Source organism: Agromyces humi (assembly GCF_009720255.1).
In the GTDB taxonomy this organism is placed as follows: domain Bacteria; phylum Actinomycetota; class Actinomycetes; order Actinomycetales; family Microbacteriaceae; genus Agromyces; species Agromyces humi.
Map to the genome: position 1 here is coordinate 1 of NZ_WJSP02000764.1, position 589 is coordinate 589.

A 589-nucleotide genomic window follows, 5' to 3' on the forward strand; every position below is an offset into this window, starting at 1 on the left:
GCCCGCGAGGCATCCGCGGTGCTCGCCGACGCCGGCGACCCGGGCCTGCTCGGCATGGCGCTCAGCAACGAGTCGCAGCTCGCGCTGCTCATGCACGACTCCGAGCGCGCGATGGAGCTGGCCGACCGGGCGATCGCCATCGCGCGCGAGACGGGGGATCGCGCCGTGCTCTCGCACGCGCTCAACAACCACGGCACCGCGCTCATGTTCGGCGCCGACGACCGGGGCATCGACGAGCTCGTCGAGGCCGCTGAGGTCGCGCAGGCGGTCGACGACATGGAGGACGCGGCGAGGGCCTACGTGAACCTCGTCTGGGGCCTGCTCGACCACTACCGGCTCGACCTCGCCGAGGTGCACCTGGCGCGCGCGATGGAGCTCACCGAGCGGGCGGAGTTCATCGGCTTCGTGACGTACCAGCGCATGGAGCAGGGTCGCCTCGACCTGGCGCGAGCCCGCTGGGATGACGCCCTGGCGTCGGTCGAACCGGCTCCGGATGCCCCGCACGCCCGCTGCGTCGCCGTGAGGTTCCCGGGTCCTCGCGGTCGTGAAGGACGAGCTTCTGCACCTGCAGGCACCAGCCAGAACGCGA

General features: G+C 72.2%; 1 protein-coding gene. It reads left to right on the top strand.

Features of this window, described 5'->3' with window-relative positions; translation table 11 throughout:
* Positions 1-589, top strand: a 589-nt coding sequence (locus tag GH736_RS24060; RefSeq protein WP_203230954.1) for a tetratricopeptide repeat protein, incomplete at both ends; no start/stop codon positions are given.